Source organism: Bacillus sp. mrc49 (assembly GCF_002803435.1).
The window spans coordinates 1-898 of the sequence record NZ_PHNG01000185.1 but is presented as its reverse complement, the minus strand read 5'-3'; the positions used below and the strand labels follow the sequence as shown (position 1 = coordinate 898).

General features: G+C 49.6%; 1 protein-coding gene. It reads right to left on the bottom strand.

Annotation, left to right across the window (positions count from 1 at the left end):
• A partial coding sequence (locus tag CVN76_RS01280; RefSeq protein ID WP_198512410.1) for a penicillin acylase family protein occupies positions 1–898 on the bottom strand: 898 nt, incomplete at both ends.

The following is an 898-nucleotide window of genomic DNA, read 5'->3' as shown; positions in this document are numbered from 1 at the left end:
TCCGTCCAGCCAGGAACAGGAAGCATGCTATCGCCCTTTTTCCGGATCGGGATTTTCCCGTTCGCCTTATAGGCAATGGTCCCATCGGTGGACGCAAAGACGAAATTCTGCGCCGGCGTTTCGAATTTCAAGAGAGCCTTTTCGAAATCGTTCCAGTTTTCCGCTTTATTCATATTCAATACCGCTTCAAGCTCCGCAGATGGATCAAGTGCCGTCCACCTTAAGGCAAGGACCGTATCTTTGCCGCTTTTGCCGGCAAACTCGGAGATGACCGGTCCATGACGGGTAACGGTCACCTTATAATCCAGGGTTTTCCCATCCTTCACCTTGATTGGCTCGTCCACGATTTCAGCTTTTTCCCATTTATCCTTGAAAGCGAATTCCTTCTCGTTCTCCGGATTTCTCTTCTCAATGAATAAATCCTGGACATCCGGTCCCGTATTGGTCACTCCCCATGCGACCTTTTCATTATGGCCGAGGATGATCCCCGGAATTCCGGCAAAAATCACGCCGCTCACATTGACTGTCGGGGCTTCCAAATGCATTTGATACCAAACGGACGGTGTGGCCAGCCCAAGATGTGGATCATCCGCCAATAAAGGTTTCCCCGAATCGGTTTTACTGCCCGAAACGACCCAATTATTGCTGCCGTTGAATTCATACGGAATGACGGCCGCTGCGAAACTTCTTTCAATATCCAGCTCCTCCTTACTGATGATATAAGGAGCACTCTTTGGATAATCCGGAAATAAATCATACGCCTTTTCCTTCGGGAACGTTTGCAGCAAATACTGCCTGAACGCCTGGTCCTCCCAGTTTCCGCCTAAATCAAAGGCCATATATTTCCCGATCGTCAGCGAATCGACGGCTGTCCACCGCTCCGGCTTATATCCAAGTA